15 protein-coding genes are annotated in these 21,174 nt (G+C 34.8%); 12 read left to right on the top strand and 3 right to left on the bottom strand.

Annotated features, from left to right (window positions below; genetic code table 11):
- Positions 1-27 precede the first annotated feature (27 nt).
- A complete protein-coding gene (locus BMY18_RS05645) occupies positions 28-876 on the bottom strand; it encodes a helix-turn-helix transcriptional regulator (protein WP_092451443.1) in 849 nt (282 codons plus the stop codon).
- A 316-nt stretch (positions 877-1,192) separates the two neighbouring features.
- Here BMY18_RS05645 and BMY18_RS05640 point away from each other — a divergent pair, with 316 nt between their 5' ends.
- The 6 genes from BMY18_RS05640 to fucO all read left to right on the top strand — a co-directional run bounded on the left by BMY18_RS05640 (position 1,193) and on the right by fucO (position 10,457).
- Complete coding sequence (locus tag BMY18_RS05640; protein WP_092451441.1) at positions 1,193-4,510, top strand: DUF5107 domain-containing protein; 3,318 nt, start codon at positions 1,193-1,195, stop codon at positions 4,508-4,510.
- 158 nt (positions 4,511-4,668) lie between these two features.
- A complete protein-coding gene (locus BMY18_RS05635; RefSeq protein WP_092451439.1) occupies positions 4,669-5,634 on the top strand; it encodes an AraC family transcriptional regulator in 966 nt (321 codons plus the stop codon).
- A 115-nt stretch (positions 5,635-5,749) separates the two neighbouring features.
- Positions 5,750-7,162, top strand: a complete 1,413-nt coding sequence (rhaB, locus tag BMY18_RS05630; protein WP_330385948.1) for a rhamnulokinase — start codon at positions 5,750-5,752, stop codon at positions 7,160-7,162.
- Between the two features lie 4 nt (positions 7,163-7,166).
- The gene (locus tag BMY18_RS05625) at positions 7,167-8,420 is read left to right on the top strand and encodes an L-rhamnose isomerase (RefSeq protein ID WP_092451437.1); all 1,254 of its coding nucleotides are present in this window, start codon (positions 7,167-7,169) and stop codon (positions 8,418-8,420) included.
- Between the two features lie 13 nt (positions 8,421-8,433).
- The gene (gene rhaD, locus BMY18_RS05620) at positions 8,434-9,258 is read left to right on the top strand and encodes a rhamnulose-1-phosphate aldolase (protein WP_092451435.1); all 825 of its coding nucleotides are present in this window, start codon (positions 8,434-8,436) and stop codon (positions 9,256-9,258) included.
- A gap of 50 nt (positions 9,259-9,308) precedes the next feature.
- Entirely contained in the window at positions 9,309-10,457 is a 1,149-nt protein-coding gene (gene fucO / locus BMY18_RS05615; protein ID WP_092451433.1) for a lactaldehyde reductase, read from the top strand.
- Positions 10,458-10,607: 150 nt separating this feature from the next.
- On the opposite strand, the gene BMY18_RS05610 is transcribed toward fucO, so the two are convergent.
- Together BMY18_RS05610 and BMY18_RS05605 are read right to left on the bottom strand one after the other, a co-directional pair.
- The gene (locus BMY18_RS05610) at positions 10,608-12,215 is read right to left on the bottom strand and encodes a response regulator transcription factor (RefSeq protein WP_092451431.1); all 1,608 of its coding nucleotides are present in this window, start codon (positions 12,213-12,215) and stop codon (positions 10,608-10,610) included.
- Positions 12,212-14,032 (bottom strand): sensor histidine kinase, encoded by a 1,821-nt coding sequence (locus tag BMY18_RS05605; RefSeq protein WP_092451429.1) that lies wholly within the window; start codon positions 14,030-14,032, stop codon positions 12,212-12,214. The genes BMY18_RS05610 and BMY18_RS05605 overlap by 4 nt, the downstream gene beginning before the upstream one ends.
- 308 nt (positions 14,033-14,340) lie before the next feature.
- Between BMY18_RS05605 and BMY18_RS05600 the strand changes: the two genes are divergently transcribed.
- The 6 genes from BMY18_RS05600 (at position 14,341) to BMY18_RS05575 (ending at position 21,138) form a co-directional block, all read left to right on the top strand.
- Entirely contained in the window at positions 14,341-15,654 is a 1,314-nt protein-coding gene (locus BMY18_RS05600; RefSeq protein WP_092451427.1) for an ABC transporter substrate-binding protein, read from the top strand.
- Positions 15,655-15,736: 82 nt separating this feature from the next.
- The gene (locus tag BMY18_RS05595) at positions 15,737-16,669 is read left to right on the top strand and encodes a carbohydrate ABC transporter permease (protein WP_092451425.1); all 933 of its coding nucleotides are present in this window, start codon (positions 15,737-15,739) and stop codon (positions 16,667-16,669) included.
- An 18-nt stretch (positions 16,670-16,687) separates the two neighbouring features.
- On the top strand, positions 16,688-17,521 hold the full coding sequence (locus BMY18_RS05590; RefSeq protein ID WP_092451423.1) for a carbohydrate ABC transporter permease: 834 nt from the start codon (positions 16,688-16,690) through the stop codon (positions 17,519-17,521).
- 53 nt (positions 17,522-17,574) lie between these two features.
- Positions 17,575-18,189: a YesL family protein gene (locus BMY18_RS05585; protein WP_170841308.1), complete on the top strand. Its 615-nt coding sequence runs from the start codon at positions 17,575-17,577 to the stop codon at positions 18,187-18,189.
- 44 nt (positions 18,190-18,233) lie between these two features.
- Entirely contained in the window at positions 18,234-19,895 is a 1,662-nt protein-coding gene (locus BMY18_RS05580; protein WP_092451419.1) for a DUF2264 domain-containing protein, read from the top strand.
- A 91-nt stretch (positions 19,896-19,986) separates the two neighbouring features.
- Positions 19,987-21,138, top strand: coding sequence for a glycoside hydrolase family 88 protein (locus BMY18_RS05575; protein WP_092451676.1), 1,152 nt, complete (start codon positions 19,987-19,989; stop codon positions 21,136-21,138).
- Positions 21,139-21,174 lie beyond the last annotated feature (36 nt).

Below are 21,174 nucleotides of genomic sequence, written 5' to 3'. Positions count from 1 at the left end.
ACCATTAGAACCTTACAGGATAATGAATTATATAACAGGGGTAGTGCGGTATGAATTTGGCGTGCTACCCGTTTTTCCTTTAAATACGGTACAAAACGCACTACTACAGGAGAATCCAAGCTTATCGCTTATTTCTGAAATAGAAAGTTGAGTGGTGGTAAGTAAATATTTAGCAGAGCTGATACGAGCATTTGTAATATATTCGTGTGGGGTTAATCCAGTTTCTTTTTTGAAAATACGAATAAAGTAATAGGTACTTAAATGTGCATAGGAAGACAATGTTTCAATGGATAAATCATCGCTGAGGTGATCTGTGATATAGCTAATTACATCTTCAATCAAAGAGGTGTAATTCGGAAGTCTGGAATTGCTTGAATTTACTAATAATAATTCTGTTAAGATATCATTGATATATTTAGAAATAAGTGGCTCTTTTATAGAAATGTTATCTCGAAAGGAATGATAAATGGTGTTTAGTTTACGAGTGAATGAATAGGAATCAGGTAATGAAATAACAGGGCCATTATTACCTATAATCATTTCATAATAATTACGGGATGATATTCCATCAAAATGAAGCCACAGAGATTCCCAACCTGTAAAACTTTTGTATGAATGAGGTGCATAGCAATCAATGAGTACAATTTGACCTTCATGAACAGGGTAGGATATTCCATTCGTTTCTATAATTAGTTGACCCTTTTGTATAGCCATCAACAAAAAACTGTCATAAGAAGAGCGCTGCTGACAATAGCCTGCTTCATATATAAAATGTCCAGTAACAACTGGATAGAAAAAGCAGGTCCTTGCTTGTAAACTGGGTTCATAAGTAAAAAAGTCGGATGTATTCAAAACATTTTTCTCAGTAGATTTCATAAGGATACCCCTTTCATAATATAACCTCTTTCATAATGTGCTATTTCATAATATAACGCAGTTATTTGAAATTATTATACTAAACTATATAGGTAACGTCAATAAAAGATGTAATATAATAAAGCAATAATTTGAAATTATCAGACAATTATAATGAATGATTTTGTTAAGAACAGATGATAGACTATTCATGATAGACACAAGTATGAATAATGCGAATTTTCGATTCACATGCAAGAGTGCAAGCATTCTTGTTTACGATATGATTTGCGACTGAGGTACAAACTTGAAAAGTATGATTCGGGAGGAAAGCAAAATGCATGATACAAGAGTATGGGAAGAGGAAGTAGTAATTCCAACGTATGAAATAGGAAAGCCAGATAAGAACCCGATGTTCTTGGAAAAAAGAGTATACCAAGGTAGTAGCGGAAAAATATATCCTTATCCAACAATTGACACGATTTCTGATACGAAAGTTGATAAAACATATAAGGCTGTATACTTGGAAAATGAGTATTTGAAAGTGATGATTTTGCCAGAACTGGGCGGAAGAATTCAAAGGGCTTATGATAAAACGAATGGTTATGATTTTGTATATTATAATCATGTAATTAAACCCGCATTAGTCGGCTTAACGGGTCCTTGGATATCAGGAGGCATTGAATTTAATTGGCCACAACATCATAGACCTACGACATTTATGCCAGTAGATTATATGACAGTAGAAAATAAAGACGGTAGTAAATCCGTATTGATTAATGACGTGGATCAAATGAATGGAACAAAAGGGATGGCTAAAATTACGCTCTATTCAGATAAAGCGTACATAGAAATAACAGGGCAACTTTATAATAGAACTGCGTTACCACAAACTTTTTTGTGGTGGGCAAATCCAGCAGTATCAGTAAATGATTATACGCAGTCAATTTTCCCACCAGATGTTCATGCGGTGATGGATCATGGAAAACGAGATGTATCAAGATTCCCAATAGCGACCGGTATCTATTATAAAAAGGATTATAGTAGGGGAGTAGATATTTCTCGTTATAAAAATATTCCAGTTCCAACTTCCTATATGGCAGAAAAGTCGGATTATAATTTTGTCGGCGGTTATGATTATCAAAAAGCGGCAGGTATTTTACATGTCGCTGATCATCATATCTGCCCAGGGAAAAAACAATGGACATGGGGCTGTGGAGATTTTGGCAAGGCATGGGATCGCAATTTAACGGACGAGGATGGTCCCTACATTGAGCTGATGACAGGGGTATTTACCGACAATCAACCAGATTTTTCATGGCTAAAACCATTTGAGGAGAAAACATTTACACAGTATTTTATGCCATATAAAGCGGTTGGTCAGGTGAAAAATGCAACAATAGATGCGGCTGTAAATTTAACGGTTGATAATGAAAAAATATATGTATGTGTGTATGCAACTGCAGTTTATGAGCGTGCACAGATTATTGTAAAAAATCATGGAATAGTTATTTTTGATGAAATACAAAAATTATCTCCTTATGATATTTTCGAGAAAGAAATATTCGAGCCATCTTGTGATGAGTCAGAAATCCAGGTAGAAATCAAGGATGGAGAAAAAGTTCTGGTATCTTATAAACCGAAGAAAAAAACAAATATTGATAAAATGCCAAAACCAGCTGAAGCTGTAAAAGAACCAGAGGAAATTATGACAAATGAAGAGCTTTATTTAGCGGGCCTTCATATTGAACAATATCGTCATGCAACGTACTTACCAGATCCCTATTATCTTGAAGGATTAAAAAGAGATGCCAAAGATATTAGAATCAATAATGCATATGGTGTATTGCTTATGCGTAGGGGAAACTTAACAGATTCAGAAAAATATTTTAAAAAAGCATTAGAAAGGTTGATAAAACGAAATCCCAATCCATATGACGGTGAGACTTATTATAATTTGGGACTTTGCTTGTTTTATCAGAAGAAAAACGAAGAAGCATATGATGCTTTTTATAAAGCAACTTGGTCAAATGAGGAACAAGAAATGTCGTTTTATTATCTTGCTGCGATCGATGCGCAACGGTGTGAGTACGAGTTGGCATTGGAACACATTGAAAAAGGTCTGGTAAAGAATGCACATAATGTAAAAGCCAGGGGATTAAAAGCATATGTTTTAAGAAAATTAGGATATGAAAAGACGGCTAAAGCATATATTTTGGAAAGTCTAGATTTGGATCCTTTTGATTATGTTTCTCATTTCGAATTAAGTACTATATTAGTAAATGAATACAGAAATGCACAAAACAATACAATTATGATGATGGAAAAGCTTATGAGAAGATTCTATGAAAATTATTTGATGTGTGCGAGAGATTACGCTGAAATGGGTGGTTATGAAGAAGCGATTGAATTATTGAAAATATGTAATCAGGACAAACCAATGATAGCTTACTATAGAGCCTATTATTTAGGTTGTTTAGGAAAAAAAGAAGAAGCAACTTCTGCTTTAGAAAAAGCAGAAACAATGTGTTCTTTCTATTGTTTCCCAAATAAAATGGAAGATATAGCAGTATTAGAGTATGCGATTATGCAAAATCCGAAGGGTGCATATGCATATTATTATTTAGGTGACCTATTCTATGACAAACTTCAATTTGATAGAGCAATAAAGTTATGGGAACAATCTAGAGACTTAAATGATCTATTCCCGACAGTACATCGTAATTTGTCACTCGCCTATTTTAATAAACAACAGGATGGCAAGCTGGCAAAACTAGAAATGGAGAAAGCATTTTCCATTGATTCAACAGATGCCAGAGTGTTTTTGGAGCTTGATCAATTATATAAAAAACTTGAGATGAGTTATGAAGATAGATTAGATAAATTTGAAGCGCATATGGATCTGGTCCAAAGTAGAGATGACTTGTTTATAGAATATGTTACTTTGAAAAATATGGTGTTTGCACATGAAAATGCACTTGCGTTGATTGAATCACGTAAATTTCATCCGTGGGAGGGTGGCGAAGGGAAAATAACGACACAATATACGATCGCACTAACAGAAATTGCTAAGAAGAAAATGAAAAATAGAGATTGGAATAACGCAAAGACATTGTTGGAAAGCGCATTGATATATCCCCCAAATCTTGGGGAGGGGAAGTTGGAAGGAACAAAGGATAATCAAATATATTATTTATTGGGAATAGTCAATGAAAAACTTGAGAACACTACCACTGCAACTGAGTGCTATTCGCTTGCCACGCTAGGTGATGATAAACCAGCAGGAATGATGTATTATAACGATCAACCAGCAGATTCTATTTTATTTCAAGGATTAGCAAAACTCAAATTGAATGATGTGGAGGCCGCGAATGCTAGATTTTACAAGCTAATTGATTATGGAGAGAAACATTTTTGTGATCAAATGAAGGCTGAGTATTTTGCGGTATCACTTCCAGATTTCCTAATATTTGATCTTGATTATACGAGAAAAAATGAAGCACATTGCAATTATTTAATGGCACTTGGAAATTTAGGCCTTGGAAATACTGAAATCGCTCAAAAGTATTTTTGTGAAGCTTTATTATTAGAGTCAAGTCATATGCAAAGCAATTTATATGTTCATGCTATTGAGGAAGATACACGTCAAAATTAAATCACAACCGACATAAAAAACTTTTCATTTGCCCAAATGACTAACGATAATAACAGGTTTCTCTTTATAATATTTGCTATATGAGGTTTCCTTATAGTCAGAAAACTGTTATAATTTCCATAGTAGAGTTACTACATTTTGGGTAAGGTAGGTGTAATATGGTTGAAGCAATTTACAACGAATTAAAAAAAATTACTGAAGAAGAAACACACATCCTAAACGGTGGTACGGAAATAGAAAAGAATCTTTATATGACATATAAACAATCCGAAGTTGATGCAACGAAACTATTGGATGCAGGAAAACTGATTCAGGTACGTCCCCACACGCGCTTTATTCATTTTCCAGCCCATACCCATAATTATATAGAAGTGATTTATATGTATTGCGGAAGTACCCATCACAAAATAGATGGTGTATCGATAGAATTACTTCAGGGAGAATTAATGTTTTTGAACCAGAAAGCTGTGCAGGAGATTTCGCCTGCCGGAATAGATGATATCGCCGTGAATTTTATTGTTTTGCCAGAGTTTTTTGACTATGCTTTAAAAATGATGGGAGAAGAAGAAAATCTTGTGAGAAATTTTGTAATTGACTGTCTTAGAGGTGAGAAGGAATCTTCGTCATTTTTACATTTTAAGGTGGCGGATATTCTGCCTATCCAGAATCTAGTGGAAAACTTAATCTGGACAATTATGAATAAACAGCCCAACAACAGGAGTATCAACCAGGTAACAATGGGATTGCTATTTTTACAGCTTATGAACCATTTAGATCGAGTTGAGATTAATAAAACGGTTGAAGAACAGAAATTGGTGTTATCAGTACTACGTTATGTGGAAGAGCATTATAGGGATGGGGAGTTATCTGAACTTGCCCAGTCCCTTCATTACAATCTTTTTTGGCTATCGAAAGAAATTAAAAAAAGAACAGGAAAGACCTATATTGAGTTGATTCAGGAGAAACGATTGAGTCAGGCCGTTTATCTTTTGCAACATACCAAGATGTCGGTTATGGATATTGGTATGGCTGTTGGTTATGAAAATCTTAGTTATTTTCATAGGATTTTTCAAAAAAAATATGGTGAAACGCCTAGAAAGTATAGACTTAGAACACATCATTAAACCGAATGTTTTCAAATGGCAAAAAAGGACACTTTTTTAAACAAAAGTCGTCTTTTTTTGTTGTTTTTAAAATGGTATTATTTTATTACAAAGACAAATGCGAAAGGAATTTATAATGCAGTATTATCTTGCGATTGACATTGGAGCATCAGGGGGAAGGCATATTCTGGCTTCTAAGGAATCTGGAAAAATTATTCTTGAAGAAGTGTATCGTTTTGAAAATTCTATGGATAACTATAAAGGAAAACTTTCCTGGGATATTGAGAGACTTTTTAAAGAAATTAAAACTGGTATGAAAAAATGTGCAGAATTGGGGAAAATCCCTATTAGCGTTGGAATAGATACCTGGGGTGTAGATTTTGTTCTAATAGGCAAAGAAGGACAGAAATTAGAAAATCCAACTGCCTATAGAGATGATCGAACCAAAGGAATGGATGAGGAAGTTTACAAATATATCTCAGAAGTAGAGTTGTACAAAAGGACGGGTATTCAAAAACAAATCTTTAACACAATCTATCAGCTTATGGCATTAAAAGTCCAACAACCAGAGCTTCTTAGAAAAACGGAAAAATTGCTTATGATTCCTGACTATTTGCACTTTCTATTAACTGGTGTAATGGCGACAGAATATACCAATGCAACAACGACACAGTTAGTAAGCCCTACGACCAAGGATTGGGACTGGCATCTTATTGAAAAACTGGGATATCCCAACAAAGTTTTTGCTAAAATCTTGCAGGCAGGAACGGTACTTGGAAATCTCACTTCGGAAATGGAATCAGAAATTGGATATTCCTGTGAGGTGGTACTTCCTGCAACACATGATACAGGATCTGCAGTTATGGCAGTTCCCACCAATGAAGAGAATACCATTTATATAAGTTCAGGAACATGGTCCCTTATGGGGACTGAATTAATAGAAGCAAATTGCTCAGATAAAAGCCGACTTCATAATTTCACGAATGAAGGTGGATATAACTTTAGATTTAGATATCTTAAAAATATTATGGGCCTTTGGATGATACAGTCCGTAAAAAAAGAAATCGGTTTGAATTTGGACTTTGCAGAAATCTGCGCATTGGCATCAATAAGCGAAGTAGAATCAATCGTTGACTGTAATGACACCAGATTTTTAGCACCACAAAGTATGACCAAAGAAGTGCAACAGGCATGTCGGCAGACCAAACAGCAGATTCCACAGGGTATTGCGGAAGTTGCTGCAGTCATTTACAACAGCCTTGCTAGATGTTATAAAGAAGCCATCAAAGAAATTGAAGATGCTACAGGAAAAATCTTTCATAGCATTCACATAGTGGGAGGTGGCTCAAATGCAGAATACCTAAATAGGCTGACTGCAAAAGAGACAGGAAGAACCGTATATGCGGGGCCTACAGAGGCAACAGCAATCGGTAATATTTGCAGTCAGATGATTGCGAACAATGAATTGAAAGATCTCACTGAAGCAAGAAATTATGTTTACGAATCTTTCCCTATTAAAATATTTAAAAATGAACCAGAAAAGGAGTAATAAAATGAACGTAGAAAGATACCAATCAGCCAAGAAATTATATGCAACTCTTGGGGTAGATACCGATGCCGCAATAGAAACACTTAAAAATATTCCTATATCCATTCACTGTTGGCAAGGAGACGATGTAACAGGATTTGATCATGAAGGCCCATTAACTGGGGGTATACAAGCGACTGGCAACTACCCAGGAAAAGCGACCAATGTGCAGGAACTTATGAAAGATTTAGACAAGGCGATTAGCCTTATGCCAGGTAAAAAGAAACTGAATCTTCACGCCTCTTATGCAGTTTTTGAAGAAGGCGAGCATGTAGATAGAGATAAATTAGAGCCAAAGCATTTTCAAAAATGGGTTGATTTTGCCAAAGAAAGATCTATGGGAATTGATTTTAATCCAACATTTTTTTCACATGATAAAGTAAAAGATGGTCTTACCCTTTCAAGCCCTGACGATAAGACTCGCAAGTTCTGGATTGAGCACGGAAAAGCCTGTATTCGCATCTCGCAGTACATGGCAAAAGAAACAGGCGTGCCATGTATTATGAATATTTGGACTGGTGACGGGTACAAAGATATTCCAGCAGATAGAATGGGCCCAAGATTAAGATATAAGGATTCAATTGAACAGATTTTATCAGAACCATATGATAAAAATCTAGTGAAGCCATGTGTTGAGTCAAAGGTATTTGGAATTGGTGTTGAGGCATACACCGTGGGATCTTCTGAATTCACATTAAGCTTCGCTGCAACACATGATGGCTGTCTGCCCCTTATGGACAATGGTCATTATCATCCTACAGAATTTGTTAGTGATAAAATTCCATCACTTCTATGTTTCTTTCCAGAAATTGCATTACATATTACCAGACCAGTTCGTTGGGATAGCGATCATGTAGTATTATTTGATGATGAGACAAAAGAGATGGCAAAAGAGATTGTAAGATGTAATGGACTCGAGAGAGTATATATGGCATTGGATTTCTTTGATGCAAGTATTAATAGAATCGCTGCATGGACCATCGGATTCCGTAGTTGGCAGAAGGCACTTCTAAATGCTCTATGTACACCTAATGTTCTTTTTACTGAAATGCAGAACCAAGAAAGACTTACAGAACTTATGATGATGCAAGAAGAACTAAAGACATTTCCATTGGGAGATATTTGGGCGCAGTATTGTAATGAAAGTGGTGTTTGCCCAGATGCTGGATGGTTTGAAGAAATTAAAAAATACGAAGAAGAAGTTTTGAATAATAGATAAGTTGGAGGACTATATGAATTTTTTAGACGCAGAATATGTACAAGGTTTTATGAGAATGGCCAATGATGGTTGGGAACAGGGTTGGCATGAAAGAAATGGCGGAAACCTATCTTATCGTGTTAAAACAGAAGAAGTAGAATTGGTGAAAGAAAATTTTGTAGCAAAAGAATGGCAAGCAATAGGTGCTACAGTTCCAGATCTTGCAGGAGAATTTTTTCTGGTAACAGGTAGTGGAAAATATTTTAGAAATGTAATTATTAAACCAGAAGATTCCATCTGTATGCTTGAAGTAGATCAGACGGGTGAAAAATATCGTATTGTATGGGGCCTAGTTAATGGCGGAAGACCTACCTCAGAACTTCCTTCTCACCTAATGAACCATGAAGTGAAAAAGAAAGCCACAGATGGAAAATACCGCGTAATCTACCATGCTCATACAACCAATGTCATTGCTCTTACATTTGTGCTTCCTTTAAAAGATGAGGTATTTACAAGAGAACTTTGGGAGATGGCAACAGAGTGCCCAGTGGTTTTCCCAGCAGGAATTGGTATGGTACCTTGGATGGTTCCAGGAGGATGTGAAATAGCAATTGCTACGAGCAAACTTATGAAAGCCTATGATGTTGCTATTTGGGCACATCATGGAATGTTTGCGGCAGGTGAAGATTTTGATCTGACCTTTGGACTTATGCATACCGTTGAAAAATCCGCAGAAATTTTGGTTAAAATGCTTTCTATGCAACCTACTAAATTACAGACAATTACACCAGATGATTTCAGAGATTTAGCAAGGGACTTTAATGTTACCCTTCCAGAAAAATTTCTATACACAAAATAAATAGAAGCAAATAGAAACAAATATAATATAAATAGAATAGGAGAAAAAGAATGGCTAACAGATTTATTTTAAATGAAACATCATATCATGGAGCTGGTGCAATTATGCATATTGCTGATGAGGCTCAAGGCAGAGGGCTTAAAAAAGCTTTCGTATGTTCTGATCCCGATCTTATTAAATTTGGGGTTACAAAGAAAGTATTAGACGTATTGGACGGCAAAGCTCTTTCATATGTAATGTATTCTAAAATCAAAGCAAATCCCACTGTTGAAAATGTTCAGAACGGCGTAGAAGCGTTTAAAAACTCTGGCGCGGATTATATTATTGCAATAGGCGGAGGATCTTCTATAGATACGGCCAAAGCAATTGGTATTATTATTACAAACCCTGAATTTGAAGATGTAATCAGCTTAGAAGGCGTTGCACCTACAAAGAACAAAGCAGTTACGACTTTTGCTGTCCCAACAACAGCAGGTACAGCAGCTGAAGTTACGATTAACTATGTTATTACCGATGAAGTAAAACATCGTAAGATGGTTTGTGTAGATACACATGATATTCCAGTAGTCGCTTTTGTGGATCCAGACATGATGTCATCTATGCCCAAAGGACTTACCGCAGCAACAGGAATGGATGCTCTAACTCACGCAATTGAAGGATATATTACAGGTGGCGCGTGGGAATTATCTGATATGTTTCATATCAAAGCGATTGAAATTATTTCAAAGAGTTTAAGAAGTGCAGTGAACAATGAACCAGAAGGCAGAAAACAAATGGCTCTCGGACAGTATATTGCTGGTATGGGATTCTCCAATGTAGGACTTGGAATCGTTCATTCAATGGCACATCCATTAGGCGCTTTTTATGACACCCCACATGGTGTCGCAAATGCAATTATTCTTCCAACTGTTATGACCTACAATGCTGATGCAACAGGTACCAGATACCGTGATATCGCAATTGCAATGGGTGTTATAGGTGTTGAGGCAATGTCACAGGAAGAATATCGAAAAGCAGCAGTAGGTGCTGTACAGAAACTTTCTATAGATGTTGGAATTCCAGCAGATTTGAAAGGTATTGTGAAGGAAGAAGATATTCCATTCCTTGCAAAGTCAGCATTTGACGATGCCTGCAGACCTGGTAATCCAAAAGCTACCAGTGTAGAAGCTATTATAGATTTATATAAATCTTTAATATAACCCCCCCCTCTATATTTAATTTTCATAATGTGTCTTTTTTAAAGATGCAGAAAACCCCCTCTGTCATAGAGGGGGTTTTTCATGTTTGAATAGAAATTAATGTTTTTAAACAATGAATATTGAAACTTATTGTAATAGTATAACGTAAGATTAATCATGATCGGTAAGATTTGTCAGATATTCCTTTGGAGAAAGTCCCACTACTTTTTTGAATACTTTACTAAAATAGAAGGCATTTTCAAAACCAAGTTGTTCAGCAACCTCATATATTTTGATTTTGTTGTTGGATAACAGATGTTTGGCGTATTCTACTTTTTCTTTTGTAATGTATTCATTGAAACCAATTTTATAATATTGTTTGAACAGCTGGCTTAAATAGTTTTGACTGATATTAAATGTATCGGCAATCCCCTGAAGAGATAACTTTTCACAAATGTGTTCTTTTATATATTGCTTCACCTGAATCATGAGCTGATTTTTTAGATTGGCCTGTTTTTCTTCAAAGAATGAATGCAACCCTTCGGTCAATTTACTCAAATAAGTAAGAACCTGTTGTACGGATTTGAATTTGTATAAACTAAGATAATTATCAGATTCATCTTTGAATATACTTTCTACAACGTCTGTTCCATTTGGTAGAAGCGTTATTGCAAAATGAAGCATACTGCTCACAATATCAACTGCCTGTGCATAATGGAGTGTGTCTGATTCAAATAAGATAAAAATAGCATCGTTTATTTTATTCAGAGATTGTATATCATAGTTTTCAAATGTTTTAACGATATCATATTTAAAAATTGCTAGATTAAATATATTTTTCGCGTTACATTTATTGTCGCCTATATCATTAATATATAAGATAGGCTGTTCTTTGGTTGTGTATATTGAAATTTGTTTTGCATCATTATATGATTCTGAAATCTGATTAGGATTGGTTACAAAATGACCTAGGCTTGTATAAAGGGTTACATTGTAGTAATCGTGAAGAAGTGAGGCTGTTTGTTTAAGGGCATTCTTAATATATTCAATATCAGTTGCATGCAATTCATCCAAATGAAAAATAGCAACAAAGCATGTTAAATCAAGTGAAAGAACAAAACAAGAACTATATTTTTGTATTAATTGCTCAAACATCTGAACGGTACTGCTATAAAGAGTAAACGCATTATCACTGAGATTGTGAGTCGATAGTTGCGCTGCAATTTTTATGGAAGCAACAATATAAGATGTAGCATTAAAATCTATCTTAAAATCTTCTTGCTGTTGGTGGAAAATTTCTTCACTTTCAAACAGATTATTGATCAAGCGAAGATAAAAACGATTTTGAAAAACACTAAGCTGGGAGTTTTGATTTGTATTTTCAACTTCATAGCTACGAAGCTCATTTACACGATTTTTAGCTTTGATAATTGCATTTTTTAAATCATTTGTATTGAGCTCAAGTTTAATAAGATAGTCTGAGGCTTGATATTTTAAAGCTGTGCGTGCGTACTGAAAATCTTCATAACTTGTAAGCATTATAAATACAGGAAGACCTTTGAATTCTTCATGGCACTTTTGGAGTAATTCTAAACCTGACATAGAAGGCATTTTAATATCAGATATGATAATGTCAGGGTGAAATTTTTGGATTAATTCATATGCTTCGTTTCCATTTTTGGCAATACCACAAACTTCAATATCAAGACTATTCCAATCAAGCATGGAATTTATACCAACCTGAACAAGAGGCTCATCATCAGCTATAATTAGTTTCAAGTAATTCCACCACCTTCATATTGTTTTTTAGGTAATAATATATGCACAGTAGTATATAGGCCAAGTTCGCTTTCTATACTCATTCCATAGTTATCTCCAAATGTATATTTGATCATTTTATTAACACTACTAATTCCCATGTTTTTGAAAAATGAAGAATCATTTGCGGAATCATCATTCAGAACATTTTCAATTAATTCCGGAGTCATTCCAATTCCATCATCGGTGATTGATATTTTAGTGCTTTTATCATCCGTATCATAAATGTGAACGGTTATATGGCCTGTATTTCCTTTCGGTTCAATGCCATGAAATATGGCATTTTCTATAACAGGCTGTAAAGTAAATCGCAGTATCTGGTTATTGCGAAGCATTTCATCATCTATGATATATTCAACATTGAGCGCTCCACCATATCGATATTTTTGAATCGTCAAATAATCACTTAGCAAAGCTAATTCATAATCAATCGATACAATTCCACTTTTTCCCTTTGAAATATTTTTTAGTAATCTTGAAAGCGAGGTAGTCATTTCTGCGATTCCATCAGATTTTTGTATTGTCGCCATCCATTTTATAGAATTCAGAGTGTTATATAAAAAATGAGGATTGATCTGGCTTTGTAACATCTTATATTCATAATCTTTCTTTTCACATTCATTTTCAATTCGCTTCAACATTAAATCATTGATATCGATTCCAAGCTTATTGATATAGTGACCTATATCACCGAGTTCATTATTCCATTCAATGGAGTGGTCGGGTTCAAAATTGCCATTGGAGATTTCGTTGATTTGATGATGTATTTTTCTGACGGGTTTGTTGAAAAATCTAGCAAATGAGAAAAGAAGCAGTGCACCAACAATCAGTATGATAATAACGAGCATAATGATAATAATAATATATTGATTATGCCATTGTTTGAATACTGCCGGAGATAATTCTTCCGTTATATAGCATCCAGACATGGATAATTGCAGCGATACGAGTTGTATATTCTCTTTCCCATTATATACTGAACGGTATTTGGTATTAGAGTACAGAAGATCATCTGAAGAGATATCATGGTAATCTGAAAAGTTAGTAATCTGTTTCAATGTTGTTGAATTTGACAATTGATACGTATTGCTTCCAATTGTAATATATACATTTGAAAGCTCTTCCTGAGAATAGGCTTTTATGGCATCTTTAAATAACTGAATAGAAATTTCTGTATAAATAAAACCTATATTATCAATTCCGAATGTAGATTCAACTGTTTGTATTAATGGAACCATTTGTTGGTTTGCACATGGAAATGAAGAATTCTCAAGAATGAAATTATATTTGGATATAGGATTATAATTAATATAATTATTAAAATAAGGGAGCGCTTTAATTAAAGCAGGCATATTGCAGTCTTTTGAGTATGAATTTGGCACGATCTGTAAATAATCGTCCTTATCAAGTGATCCTATGACAATACGCTGTATATAATTCCTTGATGAGTTTTTTAAAAAATCGGCATTAAATACATTTGTTGCTTTTGACGTGATTTGTCCGTAGTTATCATTGGAACGAGGCGTTATAAGGAAATTGTTAATATCCGTATTACTTCGGCACCACTGTGAATATTTTATGATGTTATCTATATTGTAATTAATATTATCTGCCATAAAATGAATATTAGTCTCAGTGTTTTGCAACATGGTTTTATTTAAACTATACATATATAAATAATAAAATAAAGTTGAAATGCCAATTCCCAAAAATAATATAAGAGCAAGAATCATTATAATGAAACGACTTTTAATCGTGTGGCGGTATTTGTGGCTCATATGTAAACCCTCCGAAACATTAATTTATGAAGTTATTATAACATAAAACACTAAAATTATAAGTCCACAATTTTAAAGATACAAAAAGATAGAGAAAAAGTACATTGTTTTCGAGAAAAAGTATATGAAAAAACGAATTATGCGAATAATGTGTGTTAAAACTGTGAAAAATAGTGTGATTAGTATATGAAATTATAGGATAATGACATGGAGTTATTTTTAATCTAGACTATAATTAACTTATATTAAAGAAGTGCTTCAAGAAATAAAAAATATAATCGCATTTCAAATTATGGAGGAGAAATCGTATGAGGAAAAGAGTAACAAGAGTAGCAAGTCTACTTCTTACAGTAGCACTTACAGCAGGTTTGATGGTAGGTTGCGGTGCAAGTAATAATAATAGTTCAGGAAATAGTACTGGAAGTACTACAATAAAATGGTCGATTTGGGATGAAAAAACAACACCTTACTGGGGTCAACTTGCAGATGCATATATGGCGAAAAATCCTAATGTTAAAGTTGAGCTAACAGACCTTGGTTCAGCAGATTATTCAACAGTACTTTCAACAGAGCTTTCTGGTAATGGTTCAGAATTCGATGTTGTAACAATCAAAGATGTTCCGGGATATGCAACATTGATGGCAAAAGGTGTTTTGGAATCATTAGATGATCGTATTAAGACTGCAAATATTGATCTTTCAAAATATAATGGATCAACAGATCAGTTAAAAGCAGATGGTAAACTTTATGAACTTCCATTCAGAAGTGATTTCTGGTTACTATATTATAATAAAGATATCTTTGATAAAGCAAAGGTAGCTTATCCTACAAACGATATGACTTTAGAGCAGTATGATGCGCTCGCAAGAAAAGTTGCAAAGACAGGATTTGGTAACGACAAAATTTATGGTTCACATTACCACTCATGGAGAAGTGCAGTACAACTTTTTGGTGTTCTTGATGGTAAGCATTCGATACTTGAAGGAAATTATGATTGGACAAAACCATATTATGAAATGGTACTCAATGAGCAAAAAGATAGTATCTGCAGAACTTATGTAGATGTTACAGCATCAAATCTTCATTATTCAGGCGCTTTCTCAGAAGGCAATACTGCAACAATGAATATGGGTACATGGTTTATTGGCACATTGATTGCAAATGTTGCAAATGGTAAATATGACAAAGCTTTATGCGGTAACTGGGGCGTTGTAAAATATCCTCATCCTGCAGGAGTAGCAGCAGGAACGACACTAGGTCAAGTTACATCACTTGCAATTCCTACATCATCTAAGAATAAAGATGCAGCTTGGGATTTCGTGAAGTTTGTAAGTGGAGAAGAAGGTGCTGATGTAGTTGCTAAATCTGGTAACTTCCCAGCTATCATGAATGATAATACTGCTAGTCAAATTGCTTCAATACCAGGTTTCCCTACTGATGATGCAAGTAAAAAAGCTCTTTTGACAACTAAGGTTTATCTTGAAGCTCCATATGATAAGAATATTGCTCAAATTAATACAATTCTTGATACGTATCACAAAGATATTATGAATGGCGATATTTCAGTAGATGCAGGTATCTTGAAAATGAATAAAGAAGTTAGTGCAGTGTTAGGCAAATAACAAGATTGATAAATAACATGTTATATAGCCGGCAGGTCTACGAAAAGACTTGCCGGCATTTTTAAACAGAATGGAGGCTATTATGGGTGATAAAGATACTGCAGGCGTGAAAACGCAGGCGAAGAGAGGTTTGAGTCGTAATACAAAAAGAAATCTTGTGGCATATTCTTTTATTGCTCCAAACTTTATTGGATTTGCGATATTTACATTAATACCAATTATCTTTTCATTTGCTTTGGGATTTTTTAAATGGAATGGTAATGGAACACCAAAGTTTATAGGATTAGATAACTTTACAAAAATGTTTGGTGATACTTTTTTTAAAGCATCATTTGTGAATACATTAATGTATTGTATAGGAACCGTTCCGCTTACTTTGATGGCAGCATTAGGATTGGCTATGCTACTAAATAAAAAGATCAAAGGAAGAGGACTATTTCGTACAATTGCATTTTTCCCATATGTAGCATCACTTGTAGCTGTTACAGCAGTTTGGAGCATGATTTTTCATCCAAGCAAAGGTCCTGTTAATGCATTATTACATTATGTGTTTAATGTACAGAATCTACCAAACTGGTATGGAAAAGATTTGATAATGTTTACGCTTGTTTTGTTCAGTGTATGGAGATTTATGGGATACTATATGATTATATATCTTGCAGGACTTCAAGGAATTTCAGGTGAATTGTATGAGGCAGCAAAACTTGATGGTGCCGGAAAATGGAACCAGTTCCGTTATATCACATGGCCACAGCTTAGTGCTACAACCTTTTTCGTTACGGTAATGCTTACGATAAGTAGCTTTAAAGTATATGATGTAGCCATTATGCTTGCAGGTGGTAGTGATGGACGACTAGGCACTTCTTCAACAGTTCTTGTGTACTATATATATCAGAAAGCATTCCAGGAATGGGATCTCGGATATTCAAGTGCAATCGCTATGGTATTATTTGCATTAGTACTCACAATTACGTTAGTGCAGTTTAAAGGTCAGAAGAAAAAAGAAAAAGAATAGGAAGGAGGAACGAAGATTATGAAGTCATTAAAAAATAGTAAGACTAGGAAGATTATTGTATATGTATTTTTAGCTCTTGCATCATTTATAATGCTTATACCATTTATATGGATGCTATCAGCCTCAATTAAGGCGACCCAAGAAGTTTTTTCAGTTCCTTTTCGCTTAATTCCGACCACTCCAAGATGGATTAATTTTAAAGAAATATGGACGGAGATACCATTATTAACATTTATAGGAAACACAACATTTCTTACAATTGTAGTCACAATTCTTCAATTGCTTACAAGTAGCTTTGCTGCCTATGCATTTGCTAAACTTGATTTCAAGTATAGAAATAAATTGTTCCTAATGTATATAGCAACGATTGCAATGCCATGGCAGGTATATATGGTACCTCAGTTTATTATGATGAGGGCAATGGGATTGAATAATAAATTAACAGCTATCATATGCTTACAGGCGTTTTCAGCTTTTGGTGTATTTATGATGAAGCAGTTTTACACTGGTATTCCAAATGATTTGTGTGAGGCAGCAAGAATTGATGGTATGAGTGAATATAGAATATGGTGGAAGATTATGCTTCCATTATCAAAACCAGCACTTTCAACATTGACAATTTTCACTTTTGTTAATACCTGGAATGATTATCTTGGACCATTGATTTATTTAAAAAGTGAATCAAAGAAAACGGTTCAGTTAGGGCTTAAGATGTTTATTGGACAGTTTTCAGCAGAATATGGCTTGATAATGGCAGGTTCAGTAATTACACTTATTCCTGTAGTTGTAGTATTCCTTCTTCTTCAGAAGAATTTTGTAGAAGGTGTTGCAGCAACTGGTATTAAGGGATAACCCAAACTTTAGATTGTGTCTTACATGGGTAAGGCACAGAAATGGAGATAAAGATGGCACAAAAGCTTTTTGATATAGACAGTCCAATATTGCGGTTTATGAATAAATTGTTTGATATGGTTCTTCTTACAGTTATATGGGCAATTTGTTGTTTGCCAATATTTACAATTGGCGCGGCAACAACTGCATTATATTATGTGACAATGAAGATGGCATCAGATATAGAAGGCTACATATTTAAGGATTTTTTCAAGGCATTTCGAAGTAATTTTAAACAGGCAACGGGAATTTGGATGATTATGTTAGCATTTGGCTTAACATTAATAGGTAGCGCATGGTGGTATTACAAAATCAATAATTCACTGAGTGCAGTTGCATTACCAGTATTATTAATCGTTGCAGGATTGTATATTATAGTTTTAATCTATATATTTCCTTTGCTTGCAAGGTGTGAAGTTACTGTTAAACAGCTTATAAAAATGGCTTTTGTTATGTCTTTAAAAAACTTCAAATGGACACTATTTATGATAGTATGCTCAGCATGCATGCTTGCAATGGGAATATTTGTAGCGGCACCATTGTTGTTAATAGGTGTAGGCCTTATTGCATATATACATGCAAAAGTATTGCAAATAGTTTTCGAGCCATATCATCTTAATTTAAAATAGTGTTCCGTTATATATTAAAATTTGTACAGAAAGGTATGGATATAATGATGAATGACGTTTTGAATATCGGATCAAGAAGCGATTTTGTAACACTTATGTTTCAAATATTAAATCCACTTAAACCATATTATACAAAGGAAAAAGCAGGATTAAAGATAGGCTACACAAGTGCGCATTATGAAGAAAAAAGTGCTCAGATGGAAGGGTTTTCCCGTCCGTTGTGGGCACTTGCGCCATTTTTTGCGGGTGGTGGGAAAGATGATGCATTTGATGAAATATATAGAAATGGAATCATTGCAGGTACGAATCCAAAAAGTCCCGAATATTGGGGAAAATGTCATGATTATGACCAACGTTTTGTGGAAATGGCAGCTATTTCATTTAGTCTTTTGCTGATACCAGATAAGCTCTGGGCGCCACTCACCGATCAACAAAAAGGTGATTTCGCTGACTGGCTCAATGAAATAAACCGCCATGAATGCTGTAGTTGTAACTGGATGTTTTTTAAGGTAATGGTTAATGTTGCACTCCAGAGTGTAGGAATGCCTTATGATCAAAAACAGATGGATGAAAGCTTGGATTTTATTGATTCTTGTTATAGAGAAAATGGATGGTATGTGGATGGTGATAATGGACAGGTGGATTATTATGTACCATTTGGCATGCATTATTATGGAATCATGTATGCGATGTTTATGAAGGAAATAGATCCAGTTAGAAGTGAGCGATTTATAGAACGTGCAAAACTCTTTGGAAAAGAATTCGCATATTGGTTTGCGCAGGACGGTAGTGCACTTCCATACGGACGTTCATTAACCTATCGATTTGCGCAATGTTCGTTCTATTCAATATGTATTGCGGCCGGTATTGAACCATTACCCAAAGCGGTAATGAAAGGTATTATTATGCGCCATCTTAGATATTGGATGGAAAAACCTATATTTGACAATGCTGGCATATTGACTATCGGTTATTGCTATCCTAATTTATCGATGTCTGAAAGTTATAATGCACCAGGCTCACCATATTGGAGTATGAAAACCTTTGCAGTGCTATTACTAGATGAAAATAATGAATTTTGGAAGATCAAGGAAGAAAAATTGCCTGAACTGGATAATTTAAAGTGCATTAGATATGCAGATATGATTGTACAAAGAATAAATGGAGCTGTTACCGCGTATCCAGGTGGACGGCTAATAGAGCATCAGCATACGCATACAGAGGAAAAATATTCTAAATATGCATATTCAACGAAGTATGGTTTTAGTGTAATGCATTCTCAGGTTACAATGGCTGAGGCAGCACCAGATAGTACGCTGGCTTTTGAAGTGTTTGGACATGTTTTTGTAAGAGCGCAAGCACACGACTTTAAAGTTATGGAGGATAGAATTATATCCAATTGGTCTCCGATTGAGGGGATTGATGTATGCAGTACAATTATCCCAACTAAAAATGGACATAAAAGAATTCATGTGATAAAAAGCAAATATGATTGTATCGCTCATGATACAGGATTTGCTGTACCAATTGATTCGGATATAGATCAGGAATGCAAAATGATTTGTATTGATGGAAATGGAAAAAATGAGATTTTGAAAGCTGACCCCAATACAAATTTGATTGCATCAAAAACTGTAATTCCAATGATCACCTATGAGATACATAAGGGTGAAAATTATATTGAAACTATGATTGAAAACATGTAAAAGCAGGTATAAACTTAATTTAATAGGCGTATCAGCTTGCAGTTATAGACAAAAAACTTTGAAAGCAACGCAGGAACGAGGAAAAATTCATATGGAAAATGACAAAAAATGGATTGCTGATACCATTGATAAAATAGTAAGCAAAATATCGTGGGTGAGTGAAAAATCAAAAAATAAAATACCGTATACAACGGTTGAAGGCGTTCATGATAATAGACTAGATAGCACTGTTGCTTGGACACCAGATAATGGACGGAATTGGTGGACAAATGGATTCTTTGCCGGAATGATGTGGCAGATGTATGTGGCTACTGATGATAAAAAGTATATTGATATCGCTCGTTTTTCGGAAGAACAGCTTGATCAATGTTTTGATGATTTCTATGGAATTAATCATGATGCTGGATTTATGTGGCTTCCAACAGCCGTAGCAGATTACAGATTAACTGGTAATGAAGCTTCAAAAAGAAGAGGACTACATGCTGCTAATTTGCTTGCTGGAAGATTTAATCCTGCGGGTGATTTCATAAGAGCATGGAACGATTTTGGAGATGGAAGAGATACAAAAGGATGGGCAATTATTGATTGCCTTATGAATATTCCGCTGTTGTATTGGGCCGATAAAGAACTGAAAGATTGCAGATATTATAATGTTGCAACAAAACATGCCGATACTGCTAAGAAATATTTTGTGAGAAATGATGGGTCTGTGAATCACATTGTTGAATTTAACCCACAAACAGGTGAGTATATAGGTAGCCATGGTGGACAAGGGTATGGTCATGGTTCCTCTTGGACTAGAGGCCAGGCTTGGGCAATCTATGGTTTCGCATTGAGCTTTCGACATACTAGTAATAAGGAATATCTTGATGCAGCAAAGCGGGTTGCTCATTATTTCATAGCAAATATACCTGAAAGTGGATTGATTCCAGTTGATTTCAGACAGCCAGAAACTCCGGAAATTGAGGATTCTACGGCAGCAGCAATTGCTGCATGTGGCTTACTTGAAGTGGCTTCACATGTGGGCGAATATGAAGTGGCAGTTTATGAAGTGGCAGCTAAAAAACTTCTTCGTACATTATCTGAAAAACGTTGTAATTTTGGACCAGATAATGATTGCATCTTAGAAAATTGTACAGCTTCCTATGACGAAAAACAGCATGAATATAACATCATATATGGAGATTACTTCTATATGGAAGGAATGTTTAGACTGAATGGTAAATGGGCAGATATTTGGTAAACAGTATGAAAGCAATATACCTGTGGCACAAACTTG

Source organism: [Clostridium] fimetarium (assembly GCF_900111235.1).
In the GTDB taxonomy this organism is placed as follows: Bacteria; Bacillota; Clostridia; order Lachnospirales; family Lachnospiraceae; genus Clostridium_N; species Clostridium_N fimetarium.
The sequence above is the reverse complement of the archived record's forward strand: the minus strand, read 5'-3'. Positions and strand labels throughout refer to the sequence as shown.